Annotated in this window: 21 protein-coding genes; 15 read left to right on the forward strand and 6 right to left on the reverse strand. The window is 71.1% G+C overall.

Annotated elements, in window-relative coordinates; all coding sequences use genetic code 11:
- Positions 1 to 38: 38 nt before the first annotated feature.
- On the forward strand, positions 39 to 362 hold the full coding sequence (locus MFF22_RS11380) for an Hpt domain-containing protein (RefSeq protein ID WP_238249081.1): 324 nt from the start codon (positions 39 to 41) through the stop codon (positions 360 to 362).
- Between the two features lie 134 nt (positions 363 to 496).
- On the forward strand, positions 497 to 817 hold the full coding sequence (locus MFF22_RS11385; RefSeq protein WP_238249082.1) for a 2Fe-2S iron-sulfur cluster-binding protein: 321 nt from the start codon (positions 497 to 499) through the stop codon (positions 815 to 817).
- Positions 818 to 931: 114 nt separating this feature from the next.
- On the opposite strand, the gene MFF22_RS11390 is transcribed toward MFF22_RS11385, so the two are convergent.
- Positions 932 to 2,107, reverse strand: a complete 1,176-nt coding sequence (locus MFF22_RS11390) for a vWA domain-containing protein (protein ID WP_238249083.1) — start codon at positions 2,105 to 2,107, stop codon at positions 932 to 934.
- A 390-nt stretch (positions 2,108 to 2,497) separates the two neighbouring features.
- Here MFF22_RS11390 and MFF22_RS11395 point away from each other — a divergent pair, with 390 nt between their 5' ends.
- The gene (locus MFF22_RS11395) at positions 2,498 to 2,908 is read left to right on the forward strand and encodes a hypothetical protein (protein ID WP_238249084.1); all 411 of its coding nucleotides are present in this window, start codon (positions 2,498 to 2,500) and stop codon (positions 2,906 to 2,908) included.
- Positions 2,909 to 3,034: 126 nt separating this feature from the next.
- Here MFF22_RS11395 and MFF22_RS11400 read toward each other — a convergent pair whose 3' ends face one another.
- Complete coding sequence (locus MFF22_RS11400) at positions 3,035 to 4,888, reverse strand: cation:proton antiporter domain-containing protein (protein WP_238249085.1); 1,854 nt, start codon at positions 4,886 to 4,888, stop codon at positions 3,035 to 3,037.
- Positions 4,889 to 5,225: 337 nt separating this feature from the next.
- Between MFF22_RS11400 and MFF22_RS11405 the strand changes: the two genes are divergently transcribed.
- The 4 genes from MFF22_RS11405 (at position 5,226) to MFF22_RS11420 (ending at position 8,838) form a co-directional block, all read left to right on the forward strand.
- On the forward strand, positions 5,226 to 6,509 hold the full coding sequence (locus MFF22_RS11405; protein ID WP_238249086.1) for an ATPase: 1,284 nt from the start codon (positions 5,226 to 5,228) through the stop codon (positions 6,507 to 6,509).
- Positions 6,506 to 7,147, forward strand: coding sequence for a hypothetical protein (locus MFF22_RS11410; RefSeq protein WP_238249087.1), 642 nt, complete (start codon positions 6,506 to 6,508; stop codon positions 7,145 to 7,147). Before MFF22_RS11405 ends, MFF22_RS11410 begins: the two co-directional genes overlap by 4 nt.
- A 315-nt stretch (positions 7,148 to 7,462) precedes the next feature.
- Positions 7,463 to 8,314 (forward strand): AAA family ATPase, encoded by an 852-nt coding sequence (locus MFF22_RS11415; protein ID WP_238249088.1) that lies wholly within the window; start codon positions 7,463 to 7,465, stop codon positions 8,312 to 8,314.
- Positions 8,314 to 8,838: a SixA phosphatase family protein gene (locus MFF22_RS11420; RefSeq protein WP_238249089.1), complete on the forward strand. Its 525-nt coding sequence runs from the start codon at positions 8,314 to 8,316 to the stop codon at positions 8,836 to 8,838. The genes MFF22_RS11415 and MFF22_RS11420 overlap by 1 nt, the downstream gene beginning before the upstream one ends.
- A 61-nt stretch (positions 8,839 to 8,899) precedes the next feature.
- On the opposite strand, the gene MFF22_RS11425 is transcribed toward MFF22_RS11420, so the two are convergent.
- Positions 8,900 to 9,889: an alpha/beta fold hydrolase gene (locus MFF22_RS11425; RefSeq protein ID WP_238249162.1), complete on the reverse strand. Its 990-nt coding sequence runs from the start codon at positions 9,887 to 9,889 to the stop codon at positions 8,900 to 8,902.
- Between the two features lie 284 nt (positions 9,890 to 10,173).
- Between MFF22_RS11425 and MFF22_RS11430 the strand changes: the two genes are divergently transcribed.
- The 3 genes from MFF22_RS11430 to MFF22_RS11440 all read left to right on the forward strand — a co-directional run bounded on the left by MFF22_RS11430 (position 10,174) and on the right by MFF22_RS11440 (position 13,993).
- Positions 10,174 to 10,659 carry an Hsp20 family protein gene (locus tag MFF22_RS11430; protein ID WP_238249090.1) on the forward strand — a complete coding sequence of 162 codons (486 nt, stop codon included), beginning with the start codon at positions 10,174 to 10,176 and terminating at the stop codon, positions 10,657 to 10,659.
- Positions 10,660 to 10,817: 158 nt separating this feature from the next.
- Complete coding sequence (olsB, locus tag MFF22_RS11435) at positions 10,818 to 11,810, forward strand: l-ornithine N(alpha)-acyltransferase (protein ID WP_238249091.1); 993 nt, start codon at positions 10,818 to 10,820, stop codon at positions 11,808 to 11,810.
- A 185-nt stretch (positions 11,811 to 11,995) separates the two neighbouring features.
- On the forward strand, positions 11,996 to 13,993 hold the full coding sequence (locus tag MFF22_RS11440) for an SDR family NAD(P)-dependent oxidoreductase (RefSeq protein WP_238249092.1): 1,998 nt from the start codon (positions 11,996 to 11,998) through the stop codon (positions 13,991 to 13,993).
- A gap of 51 nt (positions 13,994 to 14,044) precedes the next feature.
- On the opposite strand, the gene MFF22_RS11445 is transcribed toward MFF22_RS11440, so the two are convergent.
- Together MFF22_RS11445 and MFF22_RS11450 are read right to left on the reverse strand one after the other, a co-directional pair.
- Positions 14,045 to 14,959 carry an NAD-dependent epimerase/dehydratase family protein gene (locus tag MFF22_RS11445; protein WP_238249093.1) on the reverse strand — a complete coding sequence of 305 codons (915 nt, stop codon included), beginning with the start codon at positions 14,957 to 14,959 and terminating at the stop codon, positions 14,045 to 14,047.
- Positions 14,956 to 15,981: an MraY family glycosyltransferase gene (locus MFF22_RS11450; protein WP_238249094.1), complete on the reverse strand. Its 1,026-nt coding sequence runs from the start codon at positions 15,979 to 15,981 to the stop codon at positions 14,956 to 14,958. Before MFF22_RS11450 ends, MFF22_RS11445 begins: the two co-directional genes overlap by 4 nt.
- Before the next feature lie 235 nt (positions 15,982 to 16,216).
- Here MFF22_RS11450 and MFF22_RS11455 point away from each other — a divergent pair, with 235 nt between their 5' ends.
- The 3 genes from MFF22_RS11455 (at position 16,217) to MFF22_RS11465 (ending at position 18,682) form a co-directional block, all read left to right on the forward strand.
- Entirely contained in the window at positions 16,217 to 16,657 is a 441-nt protein-coding gene (locus tag MFF22_RS11455; RefSeq protein WP_238249095.1) for an RNA polymerase subunit sigma-70, read from the forward strand.
- Positions 16,658 to 16,820: 163 nt separating this feature from the next.
- Entirely contained in the window at positions 16,821 to 17,768 is a 948-nt protein-coding gene (locus tag MFF22_RS11460; protein WP_238249096.1) for a ring-cleaving dioxygenase, read from the forward strand.
- Positions 17,769 to 17,908: 140 nt separating this feature from the next.
- Complete coding sequence (locus MFF22_RS11465; protein WP_238249097.1) at positions 17,909 to 18,682, forward strand: ferredoxin--NADP reductase; 774 nt, start codon at positions 17,909 to 17,911, stop codon at positions 18,680 to 18,682.
- 109 nt (positions 18,683 to 18,791) lie between these two features.
- On the opposite strand, the gene MFF22_RS11470 is transcribed toward MFF22_RS11465, so the two are convergent.
- The gene (locus tag MFF22_RS11470) at positions 18,792 to 22,169 is read right to left on the reverse strand and encodes a YhdP family protein (protein WP_238249163.1); all 3,378 of its coding nucleotides are present in this window, start codon (positions 22,167 to 22,169) and stop codon (positions 18,792 to 18,794) included.
- Between the two features lie 255 nt (positions 22,170 to 22,424).
- Here MFF22_RS11470 and MFF22_RS11475 point away from each other — a divergent pair, with 255 nt between their 5' ends.
- Together MFF22_RS11475 and MFF22_RS11480 are read left to right on the forward strand one after the other, a co-directional pair.
- Complete coding sequence (locus tag MFF22_RS11475) at positions 22,425 to 22,892, forward strand: peroxiredoxin (protein WP_238249098.1); 468 nt, start codon at positions 22,425 to 22,427, stop codon at positions 22,890 to 22,892.
- Between the two features lie 65 nt (positions 22,893 to 22,957).
- Positions 22,958 to 24,154, forward strand: coding sequence for a M23 family metallopeptidase (locus tag MFF22_RS11480; RefSeq protein WP_238249099.1), 1,197 nt, complete (start codon positions 22,958 to 22,960; stop codon positions 24,152 to 24,154).
- The last annotated feature ends 41 nt before the right edge of the window (positions 24,155 to 24,195 follow it).

Raw genomic sequence — 24,195 nt, forward strand, 5'->3', positions numbered from 1 at the left:
CCCTGCCCGGCGATACCATGTGGATTGCGGGGTTTGCGGTGGCTGAGATCGACCGTGTCGCCCTCGATGCCCAGACCGGCGGGGATGACGACCTCGCCCGCGAGGTGCTGGCCCTGTTCGCGGGCGAGAGCCGCCGCCTCGTGGCGGAGCTCGGCGACCGGTCCTTGCCCGGCCTCCGCCGGGCCGAGATCGCCCATACCATCCGGGGCTCGGCCGCAGGCGTCGGCGCCAAACGCGTCCACGCCCTCGCCGGGGCGGCGGAGGACGGGCTCCGGGCCGGGGATGCGGGGGCGGAGGCGGCGGTCGCAGCCCTGGCGGCGGCGGTCGCGGACGCGGCCACAGAGATCGACGCGGGGAGTTGAGGCTTCGAAAGGTCGCCCCGGGGGATGGCGCCTGCGCGCGCGGATCCGCTTGCTTTCCGCCTTCCGAGCCGCCAAGCAGTCACCGCCGTCCGCCGAGCCGCCACGCGGTCCTGCGCGCACGAGGAGCCTTGAGCATGCCCAAGATCACCTACGTCGATCACGCCGGGACGGAACGCACCGTCGAGGGCAGCGTCGGCGCCACCGTGATGGAGACGGCTCTGCGGAACAACGTGCCCGGCATCGACGCGGAATGCGGCGGCGCCTGCGCCTGCGCCACCTGCCATGTCTACGTCGACGGCGAGTGGATCGACGCCGTGGGCAAGGCCCAGGACATGGAGCAGGACATGCTCGATTTCGCCACCGACGTGCGCGAGAATTCCCGCCTGTCCTGCCAGATCAAGATCACCCCCGAACTCGACGGCCTGAAGGTCACGACCCCCGCCCAGCAGGGCTGAGGCAAGAAGGGGATCCCAAAGGACGGGGTCCTTTAGGTGGAGTCCAGGGGCAAGGCCCCTGGGAAAAGCAGGGCTCCGCCCCGCCCCCCAAAGGGCAAGCCCTTTGGAACCCCCCTACCTCACCAGGGCCCTCGCCGCGGCGTCGAGCCCTTCGAGGGTCAGGGGGAACATCCGGCCCGCCATCAGGCGCTGCACCATGCCGATGGACTGGGTGTAGGCCCAGTGGGTGTCGGGGATGGGGTTGAGCCACGCCGCCCTGGGGAAGTGGTCCAAGAGGCGCCCGAGCCAGGCCGCGCCGGGCTCCTCGTTCCAGTGCTCCACCGAGCCCCCCGGCGCGGCGATCTCGTAGGGGCTCATGGAGGCGTCGCCCACGAAGACGAGGCGGTAGTCGCTTCCATAGGTGCGGATGACGTCCAGCAGCGGCGTGCGCGCCTCGTGCCGCCGGGCATTCTCCGTCCACACGCCCTCGTAGATACAGTTGTGGAAGTAGAAATGGACGAGGTGCTTGAACTCCGACCGGGCGGCGGAGAACAGGGCCTGGGCCTGCTCCACGTGCCAGTCCATCGAGCCGCCGACATCCAGGAAGAGCAGCACCTTCACCGCGTTGCGCCGCTCGGGGCGCATCTTCACGTCGATATAGCCCTGCCGGGCGCTGGCCCGGATCGTGTCGTCGAGGTCGAGTTCGTCCGCCGCGCCGGTGCGGGCGAACCGGCGCAGGCGGCGCAGGGCGAGGCGCATGGTGCGGGCGCCGATCTCGGCACTGTCGTCGAAATCGCGGAAATCCCGCCGGTCCCAGACCTTCACCGCCCGGAAGTTGCGGTTCCCGTCCTGCCCGATCCGGATCCCCTCAGGATTGTAGCCGTAGGCCCCGAACGGGGATGTGCCCCCGGTGCCGATCCATTTCGAGCCGCCCTGGTGGCGCTCCTTCTGCTCCGCGAGGCGCTGCTTCAGGGTCTCGAACAGCTTGTCCCAGCCGAGCGCCTTCAATTCCGCCTTCTCGGCCTCGGTGAGGTGCTTCTCGGCGAGCTTGCGCAGCCATTCCTCCGGGATCGGCACGGCCTCTACGGCCTCGCCCACCGTCTCAAGGCCCTTGAACACCGTGCCGAAGACCCGGTCGAACCGGTCGAGATGCGCCTCGTCCTTCACCAGAGCCGTGCGGGACAGAAAATAGAACTCCTCGACGCTCTTGCCCGGCAGGTCGCGTTCCAGCGCGCCCAGGAGGACGAGGTACTCCCTGAGGGTGACCGGCACCTTCGCCTCGCGCAGGGCCGTGAAGAACTGGAGCAGCATGTCCCGACAACGCGCCAGCCTGGCAACCGGGTCAAGGGGCGGCCAGCACCCCCGGTGAGCGTCCGCAGCAGATTCGCACGGACGGGCGACCTTTGCAGTGCGAGATGAGTCTTCGCAGCGGACCGGGCGAATCGGACCGAATCGGGACAGAGTCTTGGCGGTTCGGCAGGAAGTGTATTGCCGCGCTGCGGAAGACTTTTGGACACCGCTGAGACCCCTGGACTCGGCTTCTAAGCCCTGAATCTGGGTATAAGTCTCGAATCCTGTTGATATCCTGGCACGAGAGACTCGCGCAGTCACTTAAACCGTCACGGGAATCACCCCACTTCATCCCGAACGGTGGCGCGTCCGCGATCCTGCGGGCGAGAGCCGGTTTCGAGGAGACCTGCCGTGGCGGTCATCCTGCGTAGTTTACCCGAGTTCAAACGGTTTCTAGCGAAGCCGGGTGCGACGATTCAAGTGGTGCGCAACACCTTCATGGACCGGCAGCCCGAGGCGACGCGGGCGGCTTACAGGGACAGGGGGATGTATGCGCCGCGGGCGGTCCAGGCGCTGTCGCGCAAGGCGGCGGTGTTCAGCCTGCGCGGCTACCCGGGCACGGTGTGGCTCTACTGGGACAAGGGTGCCCGCGGCTGGCGCTTCCAGGGCGACCTCGTCACGGTGCCCCTGGTGACCGGCCTGGGCGCGCCCGACGAGATTACCTACCGCTGCAGCTTCGCCGAAGGCTACGAACCCGTGGCCCGCACCCGCGCACCGCGCCGGAACGTCACCCGTGAGGAAGCGGCCCCGCCCCCGGCTTAGGCGGCGGGTTCGTCATCCGCGATGGGTGATCGGAAGGGGCGGGGCTCTCCCTTGCCCAGCCGGGGAGAAGCCCCGTTCCTTGTCACGGTCCCCGGGTGGGACGCGACATCCACTCTGCCGTAAGTCTCACACCGACTGGCCGGCTGCCTTCTCCACCCGCGTTGCGGGCTCCCGCTTCTCCGCCTCGACCCTCGGCTGCGCCTTGCCCACCGTCCGCCGGGCCCGGAAGATCGGCTTCGCCTCGCCTTCGCGCTTCTTGAGCAGCGCCCGGTACTCGTCCCGGCGCTCATGGATCGAGGCGATGACGAGGCCCATCGGCACGCCCACATCGACCAGCACCGCCTCCGACAGTTGCAGGGAGGCCTCGATCGTCTCCGGCACCGCGTCATCGACGCCGAGTTCGTAGAGGGCGGCGGCGTGCCGGGCATCCCGGGCCCGGGAGACGATGGTCAGGTCCGGCCGCTCGCTCCGGGCTGCGGTGACGGCCTCCTCCACGGAGCGCGGCGTATCGAGGGTCACCACCAGGGCGCGGGCGGTGTCGATGCCGCTGTGCCGGAGGATCTCGACGTTGCCGGAATCGCCGAAATAGACCGGTGCCCCGGCCCGGCGTTGCTCGGCCACCCGGGCGGGATCGGAATCGAGGGCGATGTAGGGGATACGGTGGCGGGAGAGCATCTCGCCGACCTGCCGGCCCACCCGCCCGTACCCGGCGATGATGACCCGGTTCTCGACCTTCTCCGGCAGCGGCTCCGACACGACCTTGCCCTTGGCGGCAGCGGCGGCGTGACGGCCCATCCGGCGGCCGATGGAAGCGAGGGCCGGGATGAGGATCATCGTCACCGTGGTGACGATCAGGGCGGCGGCCCCGACCTCCTCCGGCACGAGACCCGTCGCCATGGCGCCGCCGATGAGCACGAAGGCGAACTCGCCCCCGGGCCCGAGGAGGAGCGCCGCCTCCAGCGCCACCCCCCGCGACAGGCCGAGGATGGGCGCGGCCATCACCACCACGCCGGCCTTGATCAGGACCAGGGCCAGGGACAGGCCGAGGATCGCCCCGGGCGAGGCCATGAGCTGCTCCGGATCGAGGTTCATCCCCACCGAGACGAAGAACACGCCGAGCAGCAGGCCTTTGAACGGATCGATCGTCGCCTCGATGGCCCGGCGATACTCGGTCTCGGCCAGCAGCAGCCCGGCGACGAAGGCGCCGAGCGTCATCGACAGGCCGCTCGCCGCCGCCGTCAGCGCCGTGCCGACGATGACGAGGAGGCAGGCCGCCATGAAGAGTTCGGTCGAGCGCGTCCGGGCGACGAGCTGGAACAGGGGGCGCAGGGCGAGGCGCCCCGCCACCACGATCAGCACCAGGGCCACCGCCGCCTGCCCGAGGGCGAGGGCCAGGGCGAGACCCTTGTCGGTGCCCGAGTCGCGGCCCAGCACCGCGATGGCGAACAGGACGGGGGCGACCGCGAGATCCTGGAACAGCAGCACCGCGAAGCTCGCCCGCCCGGTGGGTGTGTTGAGCCGCCGCTGCTCGGCGAGCACCGGCAGCACCACCGCTGTGGAGGACAGGGCCAGCCCGACGCCGACGATCACCGCCCCGGTCAGGGGCACGTCGAGCCCGTACAGGATGGCCCCGAGGATCAGGGTCGAGCACCCGACCTGAAGGGAGCCGAGGCCGAAGACGAGCCGCCGCAGGGTCCGCAGCCGCTCCCATGACAGCTCGATGCCGATCATGAACATCAGGAAGATCACGCCGAACTCGGCGAGGTGCGAAATCTCCGTGCGGTTGCCGATGGTGAAGAGGTGGACGGAGGGCCACTGATTCGCGAACCGCCCGAGGCCGAACGGCCCGAGCAGGGCCCCCGCCCCGATGAAGCCGAGCACCGGGGAGATCCGCAGCCGGTGGAACAGCGGGACCACGATACCCGCCGTCACGAGGAACAGGATCGCTTCCTTGTAGGAGCCGGCATGGACTTCGGGCATCGGCGGCGGATCGAACCTCGTGTCGTCGGGGAGCCGGAAGGCCGCGCGATCATGGGCGCTGGGAGATGACCGGGCAACAGCCGCCGGAGCGGGGCCGTGTCGAAAAGCACGCCGCCGCAGCATAGGGTTGCATCGCCTGGAATATAATCGCTCAACGGCCGTGGACTTGGCGAAGACGCTCGTCGGGTGTGCCAAGCTGAGACATTTGCGCTCACGCAGCACCGCGCCCTTCAGTTCCGGTGGGCGAGGCGTAAAATCGGCACAATGCCCGCATACGGAAACAATTAAGAGGTGTACTGCGCCCGGTGACAATCGCGCGCTGCGTGTGACGAGGCCGATGAATTCGCTGAAGTCGATCTTCTCACGGGGGGAGCGGCCCCCAGAGGCCCTGCCGAGCCGCCAGATCGCCCGCGAGCGCCGGGAGTGGAAGCTCGAGTCCGATCGCTGGCGACACCAGCGGCATGTCGAGAAGGGCTACCGCATCAAGTGGGGCTACGTCGGCATCGCCTACTTGGTCGAGTTCATGGTGATCGGCGCCTCCCTTGCCGGCGCGTGGCTCTTCGCGGGGGTCTATAGCGACGGGGACTGGCACGCCTTCTACTTCATGCTGCTGGCGCCCCTGGTCTACGCGGCGGTGGAGCTGTGCCGGGTGCCCCTCGGCATCCTGGCCCGGACGCAGCGCTCTTATTTCGTGCGCGGCCTCGCGATCCTCGGAATCATCTTCGCGGCGGGGGTCACGACGAAATCCGTCTCGCAGCTCGGCGAGATGATGTTCCATCCCCGCCTGATGGAGGCGGCCCGGACCAAGACCGCCCTGAAGGACGCCCAGGCCGACCGGGCGACGATCGACGAGCGCATCCGGGCGGCCGACGAGCGCGTCGCGCAGTACACGTCCGAACTCGACCAGATCGAAAAGCGGGCCGGCGACAATGCCCAACAGCTCGCCGGGCTGCCCGCCCAGCGCTGCGAGCGGGTCTTCGGGACCAACTCGAAGGGCAAGCGCTACCAGAACCTGAAATGCGTGGCCGACCCCCGGGTCGCCGCCCTGTCGGCGGGCGTGACCAAGGCCAGCGCCGACCGGACGGTGCTGGTGAAGGACCTGGAGGCGGCCCGCAAGGACCGCGCCGCCCTGGACCGCGGCGCCGCCGACCGGAAGGTGGCCGATACCGAGCAGGCCTACCGGAACGCGGTGAACCGTTCGCAGCTGCATTCCTTCACGGCAATGGTCTACGGCGTCGATCCCATCGACGTCACCGAGCAGCAGGTTCACGCCTTCCTGCGCATCTTCGTGTTCCTGCCGGCCCTGTGTGCAGCCTTCGCCTCGACGATCCTGGCGCTCTGCGCGGTCTCGACCCGGCGGACCTTCATGGATGAGGACGATCTCGGCGCGGCGGTGAACCCCGAGGCGGCGCCGTACATGCTCGACGCCATCGCCGACGCCCTGCGCTCCAACCCGTCCGTGGTGCGGGCCGCCACGGTGCCGCCCACGGCGGCGGCGGTCATTCCGATGAACCGCCCGGTGTCCTCGCAGCCGCAGCCGACCCAGAGCCTGCCGGGTCAGACCAACCCGAACCACGGCCTGGCCGGGCCGACCCTTCCTGCCGCGGGAGCAGGCGCATGAACTACGTCGCCTCCGGAACCCCTGAGAACATCGCCCTCGCGCAGCAGGTGAACGGGCGCCTGCGGGCGGATTCGAGCTACGTCGCCGCCCGGGCCTTCCTCCTCCGGGCCCTGGGGCTCGGCGCCTTCCTGGGCCTGACCGGCGCCGGGATCGGCGCGGCGGCCTACGGCTGGGCGACCATGAACCAGTTCGACACCGCCGCGGACAAGATCGCCAAGGCGATGCAGGCGGCCCTCTCCGACGTGACCCTGAAGACCAAGGGCGAGGTCACGCTCACCGACAACACCCTCAAGCTCGAGGGCCTGCCCAAGGCGGCCGGGGCCCCGACGCCGACCAAGGCGCAGCTCGGCGAGCAGGCGTCCCCGGCCTCGAAGGCGCAGGTCAACACGACCTTCACGGTGTTCAAGCAGGTGCCCTACCTCGACGGGCAGATCGTCACCGGCTGGAACTTCAAGGACAATTCCGAGCAGCCCTACCAGCAGTACTGCTACTTCTCCCGCCGCTCGAACGAGACCAAGGGGCAGGTCGAGATCAAGATCGACCTCGCCATGGACGGCAAGACCCTGCCGCAGCCGGTGAAGTCCGACGTGAACCTGGAGATCCTGGCCCGCAACTGCGTCTGGCACGAGAAGGGGTAGCAGGCTGCTGCGAAAGTCCTTCGGAGGAGACGAGGTTTCTCCACCATCGACGACATCCTCACCGTCTTTGCGAGCGAAGCGAAGCAATCCAGGGACGCGGGACATCTCAGAACGGAGCGGATCCCTGGATTGCTTCGCTTCGCTCGCAAAGACGGCGGTGGAGGCCGGCACGCCCGGCACCTCAGGATGAGGTCGGGGCAGGGATGAATCCGGTTTTCCGGTCGGGCTCTCTCCACCACGGGCGCAAGGTCTGACGCTTGCAGCCGTGCTGCACCCCGCGTTACCCGTGGCCTCAGGCCAGCCTCCGAGACCGCGATGCGCTTTTCCGGCACCGACACCTACGTCGCCACCCCCGACCTGACGGCGGCCGTGAACGCCGCCGTGACCCTCGAGCGCCCACTCCTGGTGAAGGGCGAGCCCGGCACCGGCAAGACCGTGCTGGCCGAGGAGATCGCCAAGGGCCTGAACGCCCCGCTCATCGTCTGGAACGTCAAGTCCACGACCAAGGCGCAGCAGGGGCTCTACGAGTACGACGCGGTCTCCCGCCTGCGCGACTCACAGCTCGGGGACCCGAAGGTCTCGGACATCGCCAACTACATCCGCCGGGGGAAGCTGTGGGAGGCCTTCACCGCCCCCGAGCGGCCGGTGCTGCTGATCGACGAGGTCGACAAGGCCGACATCGAGTTCCCCAACGACCTCCTGACCGAACTCGACCGGATGGAGTTCCACGTCTACGAGACCGGCGAGACCGTGAAGGCCGTCCGCCGGCCGGTGGTGATCATCACCTCGAACAACGAGAAGGAGCTGCCGGACGCGTTCCTGCGCCGCTGCTTCTTCCACTACATCCGCTTCCCCGACGCCGACACGCTGCGCGCCATCGTCGAGGTGCATTACCCCGGCATCAAGCACCGCCTCGTCGAGGAGGCCCTGCGGGTCTTCCTGGAGACCCGCGAGGTGCCGGGCCTCAAGAAGAAGCCTTCGACCTCCGAACTGCTCGACTGGCTGAAGCTCCTCGTCTCCGAGGACGTCTCGCCCGAAACCCTGCGCGAGCAGGACGGCCGCAAGCTGATCCCGCCGCTCCACGGGGCGCTCCTGAAGAACGAGCAGGACGTGAGCCTGTTCGAGAAACTCGCCTTCCTGACCCGGCGCGACGGGCGGAAGGGATGATGCGCCGCCTGATCCTCCTGCGCCATGCCAAGTCCGACCGTCCGCCGGGCATGCGCGACCTCGATCGTCCCTTGAACAAGCGCGGCCGGCGGGCGGCGCCCGCGGTCGGGGCCCGGATCGCCGGGGAGGGCCTGCGCCCGGACCTCGCCCTCGTCTCCCCGTCCCAGCGCACCCGGGAGACCTGGGCCGCCGTGAAGGGCGCCCTCGGCGCCCCCCGGGAGGAGACGGTGCCGGAGATCTACGAGGCCGCCGCCGCCGACATCCTGAACGCCGTCCGCGCCGCGCCGGACGAGGCGGGGACGCTCATCGTCGTGGGCCACAATCCCGGCCTCGGCGACCTCGCCGCGGCGCTCGTGGGCGAGGGGCCGCGGGGCCTGCGCGCCCTGCTCGCATCGGAATTCCCCACGGCGGCCTTCGCGGTGATCGCCTTCGAGGCCGCGACCTGGGCGGCGGTCAGGCCGGGCCAGGGGCGCCTCGAACACTACGTCCGCCCCCGGGACATCGACGGGGACCTCGCGGGGTAGCGGCGCTCCCAAGGGCTTCGCCCCTGGACCCCACCAAAGGACCCCGTCCTTTGGGATCCCGCTAGACCGGCACCGGGGCGGCGTGGCGCTCCACCTCGGCGGGGGTGGGGAGGGCGCTGCCCGGCATGAAGGCGTCGAAGGCCGCCCAGAAGTCCTGGCGGATCGCGTCGCGCTCGCTCAGGATCTCGTGCCGGGAATCCGGCAGGACCAGGATGTGCCCCGCCTTGAGCCGGGCGGCGAAGCGCTCGGTCACCGCCGTGCCGCAAACCGGGTCGGCCCCGGCGGCGACGATCAGCGTGGGCAAGGTGATCCGTGGGGCGGCCCGGGGGTCGCGCAGGCGGGCCATCGCCCGGAACGCCCCGGCGAGCCACGCAATGGTCGGGTCGCCCACCGCCCCGGCGCCCACCTGCCGCGCCGCCGCGGCGTTGCGGGCGTAGCGGGCCGGATCCCGGCACAGGCGGTTGCCGGGATAGGGATTGGTGGCGATCGAGACCGGCTTGCCGAAGGGGATGTAGCGGCTCCCGAATCCCAGGCGGTCGAGCCCCCGCGCCAGCAGGGAGGCCGCCGCCGGCGCGCGGATCATCCGGATCGACAGCATCGGCGCCACCGTCACGAGGCGCCGGAACGGCAACCAGCCGTCGAGGGCACCGGTGAGGGCGATGCAACCCCCCATGGAATGGGCAAGGCACAGGTGCGGCTGCGGCATCCCCGCCAGGACCATGTCCGCGACGGCCAGCAGGTCGAGGCGGTAATCGTCGAACCGGGCCACGTGTCCCTTGTGGGGATCGTCCACCCGCCGGTCGGACTCGCCCTGGCCCCGCCAATCGAAGGCCACCACCGCGAAGCCGCGGGCGCGCAGGTCCCGGATCGTCTCGTAGTATTTCTCGATGAACTCCGCCCGGCCCTGGAGGAGGGTGACGGTGCCCCGGCAGGTCCGGGACGTCGGCTGCCACGTGGCCACCCGGAGAGTGCAATCGTCCCGGGTTCCCGCCGCCACGAGGGTTCCACCGGGCGGCGCGGGGTTGTCCGGCGTGTCGCGCAGGGTGAGCAGCGGGGGCTCGGCCCCGCCCCGTCCGTCGAACCGTCTCACGCCCACCGCCTCCCTGTCCCGCCCCGGCGCGGGCGTGCCCGCGGCGTTTCACAATAACAGCGCGGCCTCTCGCAGCATCCGCCGCACATGGGGAAAAATCCGTTTCATCCCGGGGCAAAGGGGTCTTGCGACCCCGATTTGCCACCCCGATATCAATCCCGTGCCGGCCGTCAGGCGGCACCTGAGACCGGTCCGGCCCAATGGGCGGACCACACCAACATGTTGCTCTTTAAAGAGGATGTGTCATGCGTCAGTTCGATCTTGCTCCCCTTTACCGGTCCACCGTCGGTTTCGACCGGTTGTTCTCTGCCCTGGATCAGTTCGCAAGCGCCGAGACCGCGCCGAGCTACCCGCCCTACAATATCGAGCGTACCGGCGAGAACGCCTACCGCATCACCGTAGCGGTGGCGGGCTTCACTGAGGAAGACCTGTCCATCGAGGTCCGCGAGAATGCCCTGACCCTGCGCGGTGAGCGCAAGGCCGAGGCGGAGAAGCGCGCCGAGTTCCTGCACCAGGGCATCGCCGCCCGGGCCTTCGAGCGCCGCTTCCAGCTTGCCGACCACGTCCAGGTGACCGGTGCCGTCCTTGAGAACGGGCTGCTCCACGTCGATCTCGTCCGCGAGGTTCCGGAGGCCAAGAAGCCCCGGCGCATCGAGATCGCCACCACCCGCGGCACCGCTACGCCGGTGATCGAGGGTCAGGTGGAGGGAGCCGTCCAGAAGGCGGCGTAATCCCCGGCAGGACCTCCCTGTGAGGGAGCGCCCCGGCCCCGCGGCCGGGGCGTTTTCATGGCGGGGAGCATGGCGGGGAGACTGTCATAAAGCCGTGCCCCCGGCATGCTGATGTCGAATCTCGCAGCGTTCCGACGGGCGCGCGACGCGAGGGGGCCATGGCCACGAATCTCTTCCACCGCGAGGCCTATGCGGCCCTGGGCGCCGGGCTGCACCGGGGCGTCCAGTGGGGCGTGACCTCTCCCCTGGCCAAGCTGAAGCGGCGGCCCGCCCCCACCGACATCGCCGACGTCCTGGCGGAGGCCGACGCGATCCGCCTGCCCGAGCCGGGCTGCGACGGGCTCAATGGCCGCAGCCTGGGGCGCATCGGCAGCCTCGAGGTGAGGCTGGCCACCCGCCGCTCGGAGATCCGCCGGGCCCAGCGCCTGCGCTACAAGGTGTTCTACGAGGAGATGTCGGCGGTGCCGACGGGCCTCGCCTCCCTGTCGCGCCGGGATGCGGACGCCTACGATTCCCTCTGCGACCACCTGCTGGTCCTCGACCACGCCGCGACCAAGCCCGCCAAAACCCCGTTCCGCGCGCCCCGCCCGAAGGTGGTGGGCACCTATCGCCTGTTGCGGGGTGAGATCGCCGAGCGTCATCACGGCTTCTACTCGGAGAGCGAGTACGACCTCTCTCCCGTCCTCGCCGCGCAGGGCGGCCAGCGGCTCCTGGAACTCGGGCGTTCCTGCGTCCTGAAGCCCTACCGGGGCAAACGGACGGTGGAACTCCTGTGGCAGGGCATCTACGCCTATGTCCTGCACCACCGGATCGACGCGCTGATCGGCTGCGCCTCCCTGGAGGGCACCGATCCGGACCAGCTCGCCCTGCCCCTGTCGTTCCTTCACCACCATGCCCGCGCCCCCGAGGCGTGGCGGGCCTGCGCCTTGCCGGAGCGAGCGGTGCGGATGGACCGGCTCTCGAAGGAGGCGGTGGACCCGAAGGCGGCGCTTCAGTCCCTGCCGCCGCTCATCAAGGGCTACCTGCGCCTCGGCGCGACCTTCGGCGACGGCGCGGTGATCGACCGCCAGTTCGGGACCACGGACGTGTTCGTCGCCCTGCCGATCGAGCGGATCGGCGCGCGCTACCGGGGCCACTTCGCGCCGGCGTGAGGGGCCACCTTCTCCCTCCGTCATTGCGAGCGGAGCGAAGCGATCCAGGGATGCGCCTAAGCTTCAGGCCGTCCCGCTGCCCTGGATTGCGTCGCTGACGCTCGCAACGACGGTGCAAGCTTGAGGGCGTGACGGCGCATCCGTTGACAGACCCGGCCCCGGGGCGGATACCCCCGGCCGATCCGATGCAGCAGCGCCTCGCCAAGACCGCGGTGATGGTGGCCCACGATCTTGCGGCGACCGTCGCGGCCGTGGTCCTGACCTTCCTGTTCCGCTTCCAGGGCGCGATGCTCGCCGAGCGCCTGCACGCCCTGCCGCTCCTGCTGCCGCCGTTCCTCGTGGTTGCCGGGCTGGTCTATGCCCGCTTCCGCCTCTACCGCACCAAGTGGCGCTTCGCCTCCCTGCCGGACCTCGCGGGGATCGTCCGCGCGGCGAGCGTGCTGGCCCTGGTCCTCCTCGTGGTCGATTGGGTGCTGGTCTCGTCGGACCTGTACGGCTTCTACTTCTTCGGCAAGATCGCGATCCTACTCTACTGGGTGCTGCAGATCTTCCTGCTCGGCGGGACACGCCTCGCGTTCCGCTACCTGAAATACACACGGTCCCGCCAGTCGAACGCGAAGGCCGCCACCGTGCCGACCCTGCTGCTCGGCCGCGGGTCGGACATCGACGTGCTGCTGCGGGCGATCGAGACCGGGGCGGTGAAGAAGCTTTCGCCCCGGGGCATCCTGTCGCCCCGGGGCAACGAGGCCGGGCAGTACATGCGGGGCGTGCCCGTCCTCGGCGGCTTCGCGGACCTCGAACGGGTGGTGATGGATGGCGGCGCCCGGGGCGAACCCATCCGGCGGCTGGTGGCGGCGCCGAGCGCGCTCGCCCCGGAATCCGCCCCCGACGACCTCATCGCCCGGGCCCGGCGCCTCGGCCTGCCTCTGGCCCGGGTGGTTGGGCTGGGGGAGGGGACCCAGGGGCCGGAGCTGGCCCCCCTCGAGATCGAGGACCTGCTGCTGCGCCCCACCGTGGCCATCGACCGGCCGCGGCTGGAGGGCTTCCTCGCCGGCCGCCGGGTGGTGGTGACGGGGGGCGGGGGCTCCATCGGCTCGGAGATCTGCCTGCGGGCGGTGGCCTTCGGCGCCGCCGCCGTGCTGGTGCTCGAATCCTCCGAGCCGGCACTCCACGGCATCCTCAGCCACCCGGCGATCCTGGAGTCGCAGGCCGAGGTGAGCGGCGTCATCGCCGACATCCGCGACCGGGAGCGCACCCTGGAGGTGATCACCGCCTTCCGGCCCGACTACGTGATGCACGCCGCGGCCCTGAAGCAGGTGCCGTTCCTCGAACGGGACTGGCAGGAGGGCATCAAGACCAACGTCTTCGGTTCCCTCAACGTGGCCGAGGCCGCCGTGGCGGCCCGGGCCCGGGCTCTCGTGATGATCTCCACCGACAAGGCCATCGAGCCGGTGTCGCAACTCGGCGTCACCAAGCGTTTCGCCGAGATGATCGCCCAGTCCCTCGACGCCGAGCAGGCCCGGATTCCCGGGCACCCCACCCGGCTGATCGCCGTGCGCTTCGGCAACGTGCTCGGCTCGGCGGGCTCGGTGGTGCCGGTGTTCAAGGCGCAGATCGCCCGGGGCGGCCCGGTGACGGTGACCCACCCGGACATGGTCCGCTACTTCATGACGGTGCGGGAGGCCTGCGACCTCGTCCTCACCGCCGCCTCCCATGCCGATGGCGAGGCCCGGGCGGATGGGGGCGACCGGGCCGCGGTCTACGTGCTGAAGATGGGCCAGCCGGTGCGCATCGCCGAGCTGGCCGAGCGGATGATCCGCCTCGCGGGGTTCGAGCCCGGCAGCGAGATCGAGATCGCCTATACGGGCGCCCGGCCCGGCGAGCGGCTCAACGAGATCCTGTTCGCCCGGGAGGAGCCCCGGATCGGCCTGCCTGGGATCGAGGGGGTGATGGCGGCCCAGCCGATCTTCGCCGACCGGGCTCGCCTCGACGCATGGCTCGCCCGCCTGCGTGCCGCCGTGGCGGCGGGGGACCGGGCTGCGGCGGATGCGGTGTTCGAGGAGGCCGTGCCGCATTTCGGTGAGCGCGGGGTGGCGCGGGCGGAGGCGGAGGCCACGCTGCCCCCGCGCCCCGAAACGGCCGGCATGATCCCCGCCGCCGCCACACCCGTGGCACTGGGCTAGCCCGCAAGAATCCCCTCGCCCCGCTTGCGGGGAGAGGGGATGCGCACCGCATCACCCCCGCGCCAGCCGGGCCAGCCCGTCCCGTGTTGGCATGGCAGGCTGCCAGCCGAGGCGGGTGAGGCCGTCGGCGCGGGCGACGAGGCCGACCGCCACCCGCTCGAACAGCTCCCCACGCCCGGTGAGCCGGCAGGCGAGGCCCACCAGCCCCTCCGGCACGGGCAGGAGACCCGGCCGGCGGCCGAGGCCTTCCCGCAGGGCCGCGATCATCTCCGGCAGCGTCAGGGGATCCGGGTCGGCGGCGATGAAGGATGCCCTGAGCGGCCCGGGCGCCCGCAACAGCGTGTCCACGGCCGCCGACAGGCTTTCCAGAGAAATCAGCGAGCGCCGCCCGCGCAGGCCCCCGAGGGGAAGCGGGTAGGGCGAGCGGGCAAGGTGCAGCAGCGCCTCCAGGTTGCCCTTCGCGCCCGGCCCATAGACCAGGACCGGCCGCAGGGCGGCCCAGTCGAGGCCCGTCTCCGCGAGGGCGAGTTCCGCCTCGCGCTTGGAGCGGCCGTAGGGATCGGTGGGAAGCGGCGGGTCCGCCTCGGTCACGGGGCCCGCGGCAGTCGCCCCGGTCTGGGCGCGGATCGAGGACAGGAACACGAAGCGGCGCACCCCCGCCCGCTCCGCCGCCTGGGCGAGGCGGGCCGTCGCCTGGGTGTTCAGGGTGCGATAATCGTCCTCGGGCGCGCCGGACATGGCGTGGGCGAGGCCGGCGGAGTGGACCACCGCGTCCACGTCGGCGAGGGCGGCGGCCATGTTGATCGGGCGGGTCAGGTCCCCCACCACCGCGCTGGCCGCCCCCGGCGGCACTTCGACGGGCCGGCGCAGGAGCACCCGCACCCGGTAGCCCCGGGCGGTGAGGTCGGCGAGCAGGTGCCGGCCGATGAAACCCGTCGCCCCGGTGAGCGCCACGAGGCCCGTCATGGGTGTCTCTCCTCTGGCTGGCGCTGCCGCGGGTGGGCGAAGCGGCGCAGCAGGATCGCCACCACGGCCGCCCCCGCCGCCAGGGCGGCGAGGGACGCCGGCCAGGACGGGCGCATCACCGTCCCGGCCGCGAGCCCGGCCAGGACGAGGTTGGCGAGGAAGACCCGCCCGACGACGCCCGGGACGGTCAGCCCGTTCACCGTGGCCCGCTGGTAGAAGTGGCCGCGATGGGCCTCCCAGATCCGCTCACGCCTTGCGGCGCGGCCGATCAGCGTCAGGCTCGCGTCGGCGAGGTAGACGAGGGGCAGCAAGATCGCTGCGGCGAGGCCCCCCGCCACGGCGAGGTGCCAGAGGAGCCACGCCGTCACCAGCCCGATGGGCAGGGAGCCGACATCGCCGAGGAAGAGGCCCGCCACCGGCCGGTTGAACGGCGCGAAGCCGAGCATGGCCCCGAGCAACGCCGCGGCCACCAGGGTCGGCAGGAGGGGCAGGTATCCGGCGAGCCCGAGCAGCCCCAGGGCGGCCGAGACGGGGACGATCTCGGCGACGGTCATCCAGTCGAGCCCGTCCATGAAGTTGGTCAGGTTCACGAACCACAGTCCGGCGAGGGTGGCGAGGCCGCGCTCCAGCCAGACGGGGATCTCGGGCACGAGCCGGCCGTCGAGCCGGGACACGACGAGGCCGACCACGAGGATCTGCACGGCCAGCCGGGGCAGGGCGGGGAGGGGGCGCAGGTCGTCCACCGCCCCGAGGACGGCCAGCGCCAGGGTCCCGCCCGCGAGCCACGTCCAGGCATCGCGGGGGCCCACTTCCGGCGCCCCGGCGAGCAGGCCCGAGACCGTGACGAGGGCCGTCACCACGGCGATGCCGCCCCCCTGGGGCGTGGGCACCACGTGGCTGGAGCGGGCGTTCGGCCGGGCGAGGGCGTAACGCCGCAGGAGGGGCATCAGACGCAGGATCAGCCCCGCCGACAGGGCGGCGGAGAGGAGCAGGGCCAGGAGGGGAATCCACGCAGTCGTCATGCTGTCGGGCTCACCGCCGGCCTCGCCGCCTCGTCGGACGGCGCCGGATTAGCCCGGAGGCGGCCGAAAGGCCAGGATCGGCACCATCGGCGGTTTCCGGTGGATGAGTGGGTGCGCCGGGTCGCCCCTGCCCGTGCGGGTCGTGCAACCGCTTGCGCAACTTCGCCGTTCCCGCCACGTTCTCCTCCCGGGACGGACTACCAGATCTGGCACGGCCCGGCGGAGGACGGCGCCCATGGCGACGCTCAAGGAATTCGAGGAAGCCCTGCGCGAGCACGGCATGAACATGGCGCTCGCCCTTCTGGAGCGCCTGCGGGAACGCGACCGCGCCACCCGCACGGTGAAGCCGGCCCGCCGCCTCACCGGCCAGAAGATGACCCCGGACCTCGCCCGCCAGATCCTGGAGCTGCACGCCAGCACGGGGATGACCCAACAGGAGATCGCCTTCAAGGTTGGCGTGAACCAGGGCCGGGTGAACGAGGTGATCAAGCGCGGCAAGTGGCTCACCGACGACCCGCATGCCCCCGAGGCGGTGGCCCGGGACAAGGCCGTGGCCCGTCTGCGCGGCGATCCCAAGCCCCGCAAGGCCGCCTCCGCCAAGCCGGTGAAGGCCGGGGAGAAGGCGCCGCCGCGGGCACGGCGCAACCAGGGTCAGCTGGCCTTCGGGGACCTTTAGGGAGCCCTCTCCCATCCTTGCGAATACGGTGACGAAATCGAGGGCGGCCCGTCTCGGACGATGGCGCATCCCTGGATTGCTTCACTCTCGCTCGCAATGACGGCGGCGGGGCGCCATGTGAGGCGCCATGTGAATGGCCACCACGCCGCGACCCCGAGAGACCATGCAGCTCACCGGAATCCACCACCTGACGGCGGTCACGGCCCGTGCGCCGGGCAACCTCGCCTTCTACACCCGGGTGCTCGGCATGCGCCTCGTGAAGAAGACGGTGAACCAGGACGACGTCTCGGCCTACCACCTGTTCTACGCCGACGGGCTGGCGAGCCCCGGCAGCGACATCACCTTCTTCGACTGGCCGGCGGCCCCTGAGCGGCGGGGCTCGGGCAGCATCAGCCGGACGCATCTGCGCGTGGCGGGCGGGAGCCTCGACCGCTGGTGCGAACGCCTCGACCGGGCCGGCGCCCGGCGGGCCGCGCCGGAGATGCGCGACGGGCGCCTCACCCTCGATTTCGAGGACCCGGAGGGCCAACGACTCGCTCTGGTGGACGATGGCGGGGTGGGAGAAGCTCATCCCTGGGAGCGCTCCCCCGTTCCGGGCCCGGAGCAGATCCGCGGCCTCGGGCCAATTCGCCTGTCGGTGGCGCATCCGGAGCGGACCGGCGCCGTGCTGATGGACCTTCTCGGCATGCGCCCGGAGCGGGCCTTCGATGCACCGGAGGGGCGGATCGAGGTCTTCGGCATGGGCCCCGGTGGCCCGGCGGCGGAAATCCAGCTCCTGCCCGATGCCGCGCCGCCCGCCCGGGCGGGAGCCGGCGGCGTCCACCACGTCGCCTTCCGCATCCCCGACGCGGATTACGAAGCCTGGGCCGACCGCCTGCGCCAGAACCGCGTCCCGTCGAGCGGCCCCGTGGACCGTTACTACTTCCGCAGCCTGTATTTCCGCGAGCCGAACGGCATCCTGTTCGAGATCGCCACCGACGGACCGGGTTTCGCCTCGGACGAGCCTTTGGGAAGCCTCGGCGAGCGCTTGGCCCTGCCGCCGTTCCTCGAACCGCGCCGGGCAGAGATCGAAGCCGGCCTCGTTCCCCTGGAGACGGCGACGGACCTTTAAGAAATTCGAACGATTCCAGGGGCTTCACTTCTGCGCCGGCTGTGGCGTCGCGTGCCTTGACGCGCCTGCCGCAGCGCGAGAAAAGCCGTGCCAACTCCCAAATCGCCAGACCAAGCCAGCCTGTGGGGACTGATGCCGCGATGAGCAAGTATTACGAAGAGCGGGTGCTGTCGGTGCACCACTGGACCGACAACCTGTTCTCGTTCCGCACCACGCGGGACCCGGCGTTCCGGTTCCGCAACGGCGAGTTCACGATGATCGGCCTGGAGGTCGAGGGCCGCCCGCTGCTGCGCGCCTACTCGGTGGTCTCGGCGAACTACGAGGACGAGTTGGAGTTCTTCTCGATCAAGGTGCCGGACGGGCCGCTCACCTCGAAGCTCCAGCACCTCAAGGTCGGCGACCCGATCATCGTCGGCAAGAAGCCCACCGGCACCCTGGTGCTCGACAACCTCATGCCGGGCCGGCACCTCTACCTGCTCGGCACCGGCACGGGCCTCGCCCCGTTCCTGTCGATCATCAAGGACCCGGAGACCTACGACCGGTTCGAGAAGATCGTGCTGGTCCACGGCTGCCGGCAGGTGCAGGAACTCGCCTACGGCGAGACGATCACCCAGGACCTGCCCAAGCACGAGTTCCTGGGCGAGATGATCGCCAACCAGTTGATCTACTACCCGACCGTGACCCGCGAGCCGTTCCGCAACCGTGGGCGGATTACCGACCTGATGGTCTCCGGCAAGCTGTTCGAGGATATCGGCCTGCCGCCCATGGCCATCGACGCCGACCGGTTCATGCTCTGCGGCAGCCCCGACATGATCCGCGACACGCGCCAGCTCCTGGCCGATGGCGGCTACGAGGAGGGCAACCACGGTGAGGCCGGTCACTTCGTGATCGAGAAGGCCTTCGTGGAGAAGTAGGGGGTGTCCAGAGGGCGAAGCCCTCTGGCGGGCGCAGGGCGGCGCCCTGCGACAGGATCCCAGGGGCATTGCCCCTGGACCCCACCAAAGGACTCGTCCTTTGGGATCCCTATCGGTCCCCCGGCGGCACGCCCGGCATGCCCTCGGCGAAGGGGCCGCCCCCGGCGCTGAACAGCTTGCGCAGGAAGCCCGGCGCGATGGCCGAGAGGGGGTTCACCGTCACGTCCGGGCTCGACAGCCGGCCGGAGACGCGGAAGTTCACGGCGAACAGCCCCTCGTTGTTGCCGCCTCCGAGGAGCGGACCGACGATGGGAAGCTGCGCGGCCACGTTGTTCAGCCCGTAGAGCGGCACGAAGGTGCCGTTGATGTCCGTTCGCTCGCGGCCGGTATCGAGCCAGCCCGACAGGGTGAAGCCTAGAGCCGCGTTCGAGATCGCCGCATCGGAGAAGTCCACCCGGCTGCCGCTGCGCACGAAGTTGGCCCGCATCCGGTCGAAGGTCACGGAGCCGGTGGCCTGCCCCGGAGCGGCGGCGGGCGCCTTGCGGCCGCGGGGGGGCTCGGGCTCCGCCGGCTCCGGCCCCTGGGCCATGATGCTCGACAGGGCCGGCTCGTTGCGCAGGGTGAAGTCGCGGATCTGCACGACCCCCGCCTGCGGCCCGTCGTTGAGGCCGATGCCGGCCGCCAGCCGCCCGCCGACCATGCGCTTGTAGATGTCGAGGAAGCGCAGGGTCGCCCCCGCATCGCCCGATTCCACCGCGAGCGTCGGCGCCCCGCGCTCGCCCCGGGTCACGTTCGCCACGAGGGGGGCGGAACGGAAGCGGCCGGAGATCGTGGCGGCGCGCAGGTCGTGCCCGCGCAGGGACAGCTTGAAGTTGGCGTTCGTGATGGCTTCCTCATTGAAGCCGGTGACGATCGGCACCTGGATGTCGGCGTCGATCTCCTTCGGGTTCGCCTCCTTCCCGCCCTTGCCTTCGGAGCCGGTCAGGGACTTCAGGAAGGGTCTCGCGTCGGCGACGGCGCCGCGGACCACCACCTTGTAGGCGTTGCCCGCCCGGTCCACGGCGACCCGCAGGTCGTCCCCGGGCGAGAGCTTGACGGTGGTGAGCTCCGCCCGCTCCAGGCCGCCCTCGGCGGCGATCGTGGCGCTGCCGCGGGCGGTGGCCTGCCCGGCATCGAGGGCGATGTCCCGCAGGTCGTAGCCGCCCTCCCGGTCCGTCAGGGTGAAGGCGAGCTTGCCGGCCTTGCCCGGGGCCTTGGTGAAGCCCGGCAGCAGGCCGTCGATCCCGGCCTTGGTGAGGTCGGCCTCGATCCGCACCGGGGTCTTGCCGGTCCCGGGTTTGCCGATCGCTACGACGGCCCGGACCGGGATGGTGCCCGAGATCTGGGGCGCCACGGGCAGGCCCTTCTTCGCGCGCAGGGCCTCGTCGAGGGCCAGGGAGATCACCGCCTCGCCCGGGGCGCCAATCTTGGGCTGGTGCAGGTCGACGGTGATCGGCGCGCCGCCGACGCGCCCGTCGCCCTTCAGGGCGAAGCTGCCCTTGTCGTAGGCCACCGTGAAGCGGCCCGCTTCCAGCCGGTCCTTGCCGACCACCTTGTCCACCGAGAGGTCGGCGAGGTTCCCCGAGAGGGTGATCGGCATGTCCGCGAGGTCGGGGATGTGCTTGAGATCGAGGGGGAAGTCGACCCTGAGGTCGGCGTTGCCCTTGATGGTCGCCGGGTCGAGATCCACCGTCAGCAGGCTCTTGAACAGCTTCGATTCCAGCACGCTGGCGAGGCCGTCGGCGCCGCCGGACAGGCGCATGCCGATCTGGGCGATCACATGGTCCGGGCTGGCCTCGGGGATGACGAAGCTCCCGTCCGCCAGGGAGAGGGCGCGCCCGTCCGGCCCCTTCACCTCGGCGGTGACGCCCCGGATCGTCGTGGTGCGGCCGGTGATGACCCCGTTGACGGTGCCCTTCACCACGGGCGGCGCGTCCGACGACACGTCGATGGCCGCGTCCGAGACCCGGAAGGCGATGTTCAGCCCCTTGTCCGGCAGGGGGGCGCCCTTGGTCGCCTCGGCGATCTCCGTGCCGCTCATGACAACCTTCATGTCGGCCGTATCCACATGGCCGGCCCGGAGCTGGTCGGTGAGGTAGTAGCGCACCGCAGGCGCGATGTGCTCCGGCCACAGGCGCAGGAAGGTCCGCACCTCGCCGTCGCTGGCGTTGATGTGCAGGTTGATGCCGCCGTCGTCGGCCTCGGTGCCGACGGTGCCGGTGATATGTCCCTTCACCCCCGGCCCGGAGACGGCGAAGTCATCGATGACGATGCCGCCGCCCCGGCCGGTGAGGTGCGTGTCAAGGCTGTCGAGGCGCACCGGCACATCCTTGGGCGTGGCGCCCCGGAGGACCCCGTCGCGGCCGGACAGGGTGGCGGTCCAGGCGGAGTCGGCGCCGGGCGCGCTCTGCGCCCAGGTCCCCGTCAGGTGCAGGCTGTTGCCGCCGCCGCCGTAATCGAGGCTGGTGAGGGCCATGGTCCGGGCGGCCTCGTCCCAGCTGAGGGTCGCGGTGATGTCGTCGATGGTGACGGGGTTGAAGTCCTTCTCCTCGATGAGGAAGGTCCCGTCGCCGGTGCGGACCTTGGCGTTCAGGGCGGTGATGCGGCCGTTCTGCAGCCCGACATCGGCCTTGGCCGAGAGCTTCAGGTCCGTGGTGAGGGGCAGGCCCGACTGGCCCGCCAGCAGCAGGAGATCGGTGACGGGCAGGTCGTCCAGGGTGATCCGCCCGGCACGGAGGCCCGCCTCGGTCTCGTGGAGGCTGCCGCCGAAGCGCCATTCCCCGTGGGGGCCGTCGAGGCGCAACTCGAAGCTGCGGGTGCCGTTGACGGGATCGCGCCCGAACAGGCCGTTCACCCGGGCGAAGACCGCCCGCTCCCTGCCGTCGTCGTCGATGAGGCGCATCTTCGCGTCGGTGATCCGGGCCCGGTCCAGGGCGCCGACCACCCCGCCGGGATCGAGCACGATGCCGACGATCGAGGCGAGGGCCGCCGAGAGGGGCGAGACGTTGCCCCGGGCGGCATCGACGCTCGGGGGCGTGTGCGGCTCGATATCCACCGGCTGGGACGCCTCGGAGGCCGCAAACGCGATGGACCCGTCCTTGTGGACCAGGGCCGTGGTCTGCGTGTCCCGGAACTCGATGGAGCGCGGCTGGAGGCTGAGGTGCAGCAGCCCCCAGGGGTCGAGGCTGACGAGGGCTAGCGGCGCGCGGACCACCAGCGCCCCCTGCGGGTTGCGGATGTCGAGGCCCGTGAAGCGCAGGGCCAGGGCGTTCTCCCGGTCCAGCTCGAGGCTGCTGCCGCGGATGGCGATGGACCAGCCGGGGCCGATTCGTTCGGCCACGGCCCGGGCGACGCTGGCCGACAGGCCGTCGATGCGCATCGGCCCGTTGGACAGGCGGATCGCCGCGACCCCGATCGCGAGGCCGAGCAGCAGCACGGTTCCGGCCATGCCCAGCAGGCAGCGCCAGCCCCAGTGGCTCGACTTCCCCCTCGGAGGGCGACTCGTGATCTTCAGATCCGCCATCGAGCCCCTTGGATCCGGGTCTTCCTGTTCGGTGGTCGCCCTGCGGGACGGGACGCCCGCATGCGGTGGATCGGGGCGCGGCCGACCTTTACAGCGGCGGCGCACCGGGCTTGGCTGTCCGAGCAGGGGTGCCGGAACCGGCCCCCACCCACACCATCAATCGGCCGAAAGGAAGGCACGATGGCTCTGAGCGAAGGCGATCCCGCCCCGGATTTCGATCTTCCCGCCTCCGGTGGAGGGCGCATCGCCCTCGCCGCCCTCAAAGGCCACAAGGTCGTCCTGTACTTCTATCCCAAGGACGACACGAGCGGCTGCACGCTCGAAGCCCAGGACTTCAACGCCCTCCTGCCCGAGTTCGAGGCGGCCGGCGTCCGGATCGTCGGGATGTCCCCCGATCCGGTGAAGAGCCACGACAAGTTCTGCGGCAAGTACGGCCTCGCCTTTCCCCTCGCCTCCGACGAGGAGAAGGAGGTCCTTGGGGCCTACGGCGTCTGGGTCGAGAAGAGCATGTACGGCCGCAAGTACATGGGTGTCGAACGCACCACCGTGCTCATCGACCGGGAGGGCCGGATCGCCCGGATCTGGCCGAAGGTGAAGGTGCCCGGCCACGCCGGGGAGGTGCTGGCGGCGGCCCGGGCCCTGCCATGACCCGGGGCGGCACCGATCCTTAACCTTGACAAGGCGTAATGGCGGTCCCGACGACGGGCCCTCCGATGCTTCGAACGACCTCCACGCCAAACCCGGTCCAGGCGACCCGCCGCCGCCGGCCCTGGCTCGCCGCCGGCCTCGCGGCGAGCGTCCTCTGGGCCGGGACGGCCTCCTATTTCGTGCTCTTCCGGGACGATGCCCTGTCGCGGCTGGTCGCCGGCCAGATGGCGATGCGGGCGGCCTACGAGGCACGGATCGCCGGCCTGCAGGAGCGCATCGACCGCGCGCGGCAGGAGGAGGCGGACTCGGGCGCCACCCTGGCCGCCAAGGTCCAGGCCGCCCTCGACCGGCAGGCGGAGCTGGAACGGCGGCAGGCCGCCCTGTCCGGCCTCGTGGATGCAGCGACCACGGGCTCCGTCACCCCGGCCAGGGCGCCGGCGCAGTTCCTGTCGCTCCCCCAAGAGGACTTCGGCCTGCGCTCGGACGGGCCGGCGGCCGCCCCGGCGTCGATGGGCCGTCGCAGCGCCCTCGACGCGGAGGACGGGCTGATCCGCCTGGAAGCCCGACTGGGCGGCCTTCAGGAGGCCCAGGGCGCCCATCTCGGCCGCCTCGCGGCGGGGGCGGAGACGGGCCTTGCCCGGCTCCGTGCCGTGATCCTGCGCGCCGGCCTCGACCCGTCCCGCCTGCTGCCTCCGGCGGCGGATGCCCGGATAGGCGGTCCCCTCGTGCCCCTCGACGGCCGCAGCCTCGACCACCAGGGATTCGACGGCGGCGTCTTCGTGGTCGGCCGGCTCCTCGGCGACGGGGAGCGGATGCGGCGCCTCGTCGGCGAGCTGCCCCTTCGGAGGCCCCTGGCAGGAGATCCCGCCCTGTCGAGCCCGTTCGGGCCACGGCTCGATCCCTTTACCCGGGGCTTCGCCCTCCATACCGGCCTCGACTTCAAGGCGGAGTTCGGCGAACCGGCCCGGGCCACCGCCCCCGGCGTCGTAACCGAGGCGGACTGGGCCGGGGGCTACGGCAACATGGTCGAGATCGCCCACGGCCACGGCCTCGCCACCCGATTCGGCCATCTCGCCCGCATCGCGGTGAGGCCCGGCCAGCGCATCGCGGCGGGGGAGGTGATCGGCTATGTCGGCTCCACCGGCCGTTCCACGGGGGCGCATCTCCATTACGAGACCCGGATCGACGGCGAACCCGTGGATCCGCTGCGCTTCCTGGAAGCGGGGCGGTCCCTCGACAGCCTGCGGGCCTCCGGCGGCTGATCGCCCCGCCATCGACGGGGAACTCGACGGCGGCGCGCCTT

The organism is Methylobacterium persicinum, from assembly GCF_022179525.1.
Lineage (GTDB): Bacteria > Pseudomonadota > Alphaproteobacteria > Rhizobiales > Beijerinckiaceae > Methylobacterium > Methylobacterium persicinum.